Below are 5755 nucleotides of genomic sequence, written 5' to 3'. Positions count from 1 at the left end.
TGGTTGCGGGAGTTGGATTTGAACCAACGACCTTCAGGTTATGAGCCTGACGAGCTACCGGGCTGCTCCATCCCGCGATAATACCGTTTTGGCGTTCCTTGCGCGAGCGCTTCGGGCGGCCGGTTGGCCTTGCGGTCGCTGTGCGACCGTTTGGCCTGCTCCACGACCGTGGTGAGGTCTTGGAGAGGGTCTTCAGCACCCGAAGGCACCATAGACGTCAAAAGGGCTGCCCTTGCGGGTCAGCCCTGTTGACTTTGTGAATGGGTTATACCCGCTTCCACTGGCTTCAATGCCTGGCGACGACCTACTCTTCCAACGCTTGAGCGTTAGTACCATCGGCGCTGTCTGGTTTCACGGCCGAGTTCGAAAAGGGATCGGGTGGGTCACAGACGCTATGGCCACCAAGCAATGGGGCCAGTGGATGCGGGTTTTCAAATCGATGCACACTCACGGGTTGTGAGTGGTAAAGGGCGTATCTGGCTGGAGAACTTCTCCACCAACGCGCTCTGCGGGTGCAGGGCTGGCGTTGATAGTGCGAACTCTCAAGCGCGATATGAACTATTAGGACCGGTTAGCTGCATGCATTACTGCACTTCCACACCCGGCCTATCAACGTGATGGTCTATCACGGTTCAAAGATACCTAATCTCAAGGGAGGCTTCCCGCTTAGATGCTTTCAGCGGTTATCCCGTCCATACATAGCTACCCTGCGGCACTCTTGGCAGAATGACAGGTACACCAGAGGTATGTTCACCCCGGTCCTCTCGTACTAGGGGCAACTCCTTTCAAGTATCGACGCCCACGGCAGATAGGGACCAAACTGTCTCGCGACGTTCTGAACCCAGCTCACGTACCACTTTAATTGGCGAACAGCCAAACCCTTGGGACCTGCTCCAGCCCCAGGATGTGATGAGCCGACATCGAGGTGCCAAACGATTCCGTCGATATGAGCTCTTGGGAATCATCAGCCTGTTATCCCCGGCGTACCTTTTATCCGTTGAGCGATGGCCCTTCCACGAGGGACCACCGGATCACTATGACCGACTTTCGTCTCTGCTCGACTCGTCAGTCTCGCAGTCAGGCAGGCTTATGCCATTGCACTCTAACAGACGGTTTCCAACCGTCCTGAGCCTACCATCGCGCGCCTCCGTTACTCTTTAGGAGGCGACCGCCCCAGTCAAACTACCCGCCACAGAGGGTCCCTACACCGGATAACGGTGCGAGGTTAGATATCAGAAAACAGCAGGGTGGTATTTCACCTATGGCTCCATGTCAGCTGGCGCCGACACTTCAAAGCCTCCCACCTATGCTACACAACTCTTTCCTAATACCACTCTGAAGCTGCAGTAAAGGTGCACGGGGTCTTTCCGTCTAACCGCGGGTACTCCGCATCTTCACGGAGAATTCAATTTCGCTGAGCATATCCTGGAGACAGTGGGGAAGTCGTTACGCCATTCGTGCAGGTCGGAACTTACCCGACAAGGAATTTCGCTACCTTAGGACCGTTATAGTTACGGCCGCCGTTTACTGGGGCTTCAATTCGGAGCTTGCACTCCTCCTCTTAACCTTCCAGCACCGGGCAGGCGTCAGACCCTATACGTCGTCTTGAAGCCGACTTAGCAGAGTCCTGTGTTTTTGATAAACAGTCGCTACCCCCTGGCCTGTGCCCCCCACCAAAAGTTGCCTTAAGATGGGGCCTCCTTCTTCCGAAGGTACGGAGGCAATTTGCCGAGTTCCTTCAGGATACTTCTCTCAAGCGCCTTGGTATACTCTACCTGACCACCTGTGTCGGTTTCGGGTACGGTCTATACGGTGGGGCTATTTCCTGGAACCTCTTCACTGCCCTCCCAATCCAATAAGGGAAAACAATTTACGAGATCCGTCACACACCACCAGGCCCACGAATATTAACGTGGTTCCCATCGACTACCCCCTTCGGGCTCGTCTTAGGGGCCGGCTCACCCTACGCTGATTAGCATTGCGTAGGAACCCTTGGTCTTTCGGCGACAGGGTATCTCACCCTGTTAGTCGCTACTCATGTCAGCATTCGCACTTCCGATACGTCCAGAGTCGGTTACCCTCCTCCTTCACTCGCTTACGGAACGCTCCGCTACCGCTGCAGTAAACTGCAACCCTAAGCTTCGGTGCATATCTTTAGCCCCGTTACATCTTCGCCGCAGGAACCCTTATTTAGACCAGTGAGCTGTTACGCTTTCTTTAAAGGATGGCTGCTTCTAAGCCAACCTCCTGGTTGTTTTGGGATTCCCACATGCTTTCCCACTTAGATATGACTTGGGGACCTTAGCTGTAGGTTAGGGCTGTTTCCCTTTTGACGACGGACCTTAGCACCCGCCGTCTGTCTGCCAGACAAGACTCGATGGTATTCGGAGTTTGGTTAGGTTTGGTACCGCTCGCGCAGCCCTAGCCCATCCAGTGCTCTACCCCCATCGGCATACATCTGACGCTCTACCTCAATAGATTTCGCGGAGAACCAGCTATTTCCCGGCTTGATTGGCCTTTCACCCCTAAACACAAGTCATCCGATAATTTTTCAACATTAAACGGTTCGGTCCTCCAGTGCGTGTTACCGCACCTTCAACCTGCTCATGCCTAGATCGCCGGGTTTCGGGTCTAATCCAACATACTCAGTCGCCCTATTCAGACTCGCTTTCGCTTCGCCTACACCTAACGGCTTAAGCTCGCATGCTAGATTAAGTCACTGACCCATTATGCAAGAGGTACGCTGTCACCCCCTAAAGAGGCTCCAACTGCTTGTAAGCATCCGGTTTCAGGTACTGTTTCACTCCCCTAATCGGGGTGCTTTTCACCTTTCCCTCACGGTACTGTGTTCGCTATCGGTCATGTACGAGTATTTAGGCTTAGAGGGTGGTCCCCCTATGTTCAGACAGGATTTCACGTGTCCCGCCCTACTCAAGTCCTTCATCATCACTTTCGCATACGGGACTGTCACCCGCTATGGTCACACTTTCCAGAGTGTTCTGCTAGTTGAAATGAAGGCACTGGCCTGGTCCCGGTTCGCTCGCCACTACTACGGGAATCTCTGTTGATGTCTTTTCCTCCGGGTACTGAGATGTTTCAGTTCCCCGGGTTCGCTTCACCAAGCCTATTTTATTCAGCTCGGTGATACCTTATCCACCTCGCCCAGGCAGCCCGAAAGCCAACTGGAAGAAATGGTGAAGGTGGGTTTCCCCATTCGGAAATCGCCGGATCAAAGTTTGCTCACAACTCCCCGACGCTTATCGCAGCGTGCCACGTCCTTCATCGCCTGTACATGCCAAGGCATCCACCAAATGCTCTTACCTCACGCTTGAGAATCCACACCATCAACGTCAGGCCTGCATAAAACCTGAGCGCTTGAAGACGGTGGGAGAAATTATCTCAGCCAGATAATCAATTTGATTGATTTGTGATGCACGATCGCCGGCACAGACCAAAGTCTGCCCGTTACAATCCATGCGCCACGGCATCGATTTAAAAACCCATTCACAATGTCAAAGATCGGCAAATCCCATGCAAAACATGGCGACCGCCTCACCCTGCCTCCAATCGCTTGGGGCGGGGATCAGTTTTCGTTTCATCTATCGGATTGTGCGCGCTGACCAAAGCCGCGCCGCACCATGTGTACCTGGTGGAGCCTATCGGGATCGAACCGATGACCCCCTGCTTGCAAAGCAGGTGCTCTCCCAGCTGAGCTAAGGCCCCTTAAGGTAATGGTGGGCCTGAGTGGATTCGAACCACTGACCTCACCCTTATCAGGGGTGCGCTCTAACCAACTGAGCTACAGGCCCACACCACCGCATCCGGCCGCCATTCCCGAAGGAACAGGCTGCCGCAAACGGGCGCGAGCCGGCTCAGGCACACAACTCACAACACTTCTGTGCTGCAAGCTGCATCCGATTGATGAAAGGACATGAGGACGACGGCAATGTTCTTTGGAAGCCACGAAGCTCTTCCCAGGACAAGCCCAGGCGCTTTCGTGAATATCCTTAGAAAGGAGGTGATCCAGCCGCAGGTTCCCCTACGGCTACCTTGTTACGACTTCACCCCAGTCGCTGAACCCACCGTGGTCAGCTGCCTCCTTGCGGTTAGCGCACTGCCTTCGGGTGAATCCAACTCCCATGGTGTGACGGGCGGTGTGTACAAGGCCTGGGAACGTATTCACCGCGGCATGCTGATCCGCGATTACTAGCGATTCCGCCTTCATGCCCTCGAGTTGCAGAGGACAATCCGAACTGAGACATCTTTTGGAGATTAGCGCATCCTTGCGGAATAGCTGCCCACTGTAGATGCCATTGTAGCACGTGTGTAGCCCAGCCTGTAAGGGCCATGAGGACTTGACGTCATCCCCACCTTCCTCCGGCTTATCACCGGCAGTTTCCTTAAAGTGCCCAACTTAATGATGGCAACTAAGGACGAGGGTTGCGCTCGTTGCGGGACTTAACCCAACATCTCACGACACGAGCTGACGACAGCCATGCAGCACCTGTCACTAGGTCCCCGAAGGGAAGAAATCTGTCTCCAGAAGTCGTCCTAGGATGTCAAAGGCTGGTAAGGTTCTGCGCGTTGCTTCGAATTAAACCACATGCTCCACCGCTTGTGCAGGCCCCCGTCAATTCCTTTGAGTTTTAATCTTGCGACCGTACTCCCCAGGCGGATAACTTAATGCGTTAGCTGCGCCACCCAGATTCCATGAACCCGGACAGCTAGTTATCATCGTTTACGGCGTGGACTACCAGGGTATCTAATCCTGTTTGCTCCCCACGCTTTCGCACCTCAGCGTCAATACTTGTCCAGCGAGTCGCCTTCGCCACTGGTGTTCTTCCGAATATCTACGAATTTCACCTCTACACTCGGAATTCCACTCGCCTCTCCAAGATTCTAGCTTCCCAGTTTCAAGGGCAGTTCCGGGGTTGAGCCCCGGGATTTCACCCCTGACTTAAAAAGCCGCCTACGTGCGCTTTACGCCCAGTAATTCCGAACAACGCTAGCTCCCTCCGTATTACCGCGGCTGCTGGCACGGAGTTAGCCGGAGCTTATTCTCCCGATACTGTCATTATCATCTCGGGTAAAAGAGCTTTACAACCCTAAGGCCTTCATCACTCACGCGGCATTGCTGGATCAGGCTTTCGCCCATTGTCCAATATTCCCCACTGCTGCCTCCCGTAGGAGTCTGGGCCGTGTCTCAGTCCCAGTGTGGCTGATCATCCTCTCAGACCAGCTATGGATCGTCGCCTTGGTAGGCCTTTACCCCACCAACTAGCTAATCCAACGCGGGCCCATCTAAAGGCGATAAATCTTTGGTCCGAAGACATTATCCGGTATTAGCTCAAATTTCTCTGAGTTATTCCGAACCTAAAGGCAGGTTCCCACGCGTTACGCACCCGTGCGCCACTAGACCCGAAGGTCTCGTTCGACTTGCATGTGTTAGGCATGCCGCCAGCGTTCGTTCTGAGCCAGGATCAAACTCTCAAGTTGTGTCACACACCAAATCAGCATGAGGAAAAACCCCACCAACCAATCCGGCATGAGCTGCAAGGAGCCAATACCTGCACTGTCAAACGTAATGGATACGAATGAACATGCTTGACATACACGCAACCGTGGTGGTCACGCATATGCGGCATCGGCTTAAATAACCGGTACCCGGAGCCTTGAGGTCCCCGGACCGGGCGCCGTCGCCCACATGTCCCTTCATCAAAAAACAACAATGTCAAAGAACCACCAGACACTAATA

Annotated in this window: 3 tRNA genes and 3 rRNA genes; all 6 read right to left on the bottom strand. The window is 53.9% G+C overall.

Going from position 1 to position 5755, the window contains the following annotated elements:
- Positions 1–77, bottom strand: a tRNA-Met gene (locus QT992_RS32840).
- A 214-nt stretch (positions 78–291) separates the two neighbouring features.
- A 5S ribosomal RNA gene (gene rrf / locus QT992_RS32835) occupies positions 292–406 on the bottom strand.
- Positions 407–541: 135 nt separating this feature from the next.
- Positions 542–3331, bottom strand: a 23S ribosomal RNA gene (locus QT992_RS32830).
- A 316-nt stretch (positions 3332–3647) separates the two neighbouring features.
- Positions 3648–3723, bottom strand: a tRNA-Ala gene (locus tag QT992_RS32825).
- A 9-nt stretch (positions 3724–3732) separates the two neighbouring features.
- Positions 3733–3809 (bottom strand) — tRNA-Ile (locus QT992_RS32820).
- Between the two features lie 202 nt (positions 3810–4011).
- Positions 4012–5496, bottom strand: a 16S ribosomal RNA gene (locus tag QT992_RS32815).
- The 16S, 23S and 5S rRNA genes sit together here with 3 tRNA genes alongside, the layout of an rRNA operon.
- Between the last annotated feature and the right edge of the window lie 259 nt (positions 5497–5755).

The sequence above is a fragment of the Microcoleus sp. T3_D1 genome, assembly GCF_036700405.1.
GTDB lineage: Bacteria > Cyanobacteriota > Cyanobacteriia > Cyanobacteriales > Microcoleaceae > Microcoleus.
Note: the sequence above shows the minus strand (reverse complement) of the source record. Positions and strands in the feature narration are given on the sequence as shown.